The sequence below is a fragment of the Alcanivorax sp. HI0044 genome, from assembly GCF_001634945.1.
Genome location: NZ_LWEZ01000212.1, coordinates 1 through 838, shown reverse-complemented (window position 1 = coordinate 838; position 838 = coordinate 1). Strand labels below are relative to the sequence as shown.

1 protein-coding gene is annotated in these 838 nt (G+C 59.5%); it reads right to left on the bottom strand.

What is annotated here, in order from left to right; all coding sequences use genetic code 11:
* The coding region (locus tag A3730_RS02540) for a pyruvate carboxylase subunit B (protein ID WP_156500824.1) at window positions 1-838 on the bottom strand (838 nt) is incomplete at both ends.

Here is an 838-nt window from a genome sequence, read left to right as displayed (position 1 = left end):
GAGGTGGGCGTCACCAGTGGAATGAACCCCAGATCTTCACGGACGCCGGGAATTTCCTGCAGCACTTCATCGAACCGGTCCGCTGCGCCCTGCTCCTTGAGCTGACTTTCCATATTGGTGAGCATGCCGCCGGGCACCTGCGCCACCAGGATGCGCGCATCCACACCGCGCAAGCTGCCTTCGAAGGCGGCGTACTTTTTGCGAACCTGACGAAAATAACCGGCAATACGATTCAGTTTTTTGATATCCAGCCCGGTATCCCGGTCCGTGCCTTCCAGCATGGCGACCACGGATTCCGTTGGGCTATGACCATAGGTCATCGACATGGACGAGATGGCGGTGTCCACGTTGTCGATGCCCGCTTCTGCCGCTTTCAGGGCTGTGGCGGTGGACAGCCCCGTGGTCGCGTGCGATTGCATGTGCACGGGAATATTCAGGGAAGCTTTCAGGCGCGTCACCAGCTCGAACGCCACGGCGGGGCGCAGCAGGCCGGCCATGTCCTTAATGGCAACAGAATGGGCGCCCATCTGTTCGATCACTTTGCCCTGCTCCACCCACATGTCCATGGTGTGCACCGGGCTGACCGTGTACGCGATAGTGCCCTGGGCGTGCTTGCCCTGCTTTACCACAGCGGCGATGGCCCGCTCGATATTGCGCATGTCGTTCATGGCATCAAACACACGGAACACATCCACGCCGTTTTCCGCTGCACGTTCCACAAAGGTATCCACCACATCATCCGCATAGTGGCGATAGCCCAACAGGTTCTGCCCACGCAGCAGCATTTGCTGTGGCGTTTTTGGCATGGCCTGCTTCAATTCGCGGATGCGCTGCCAGG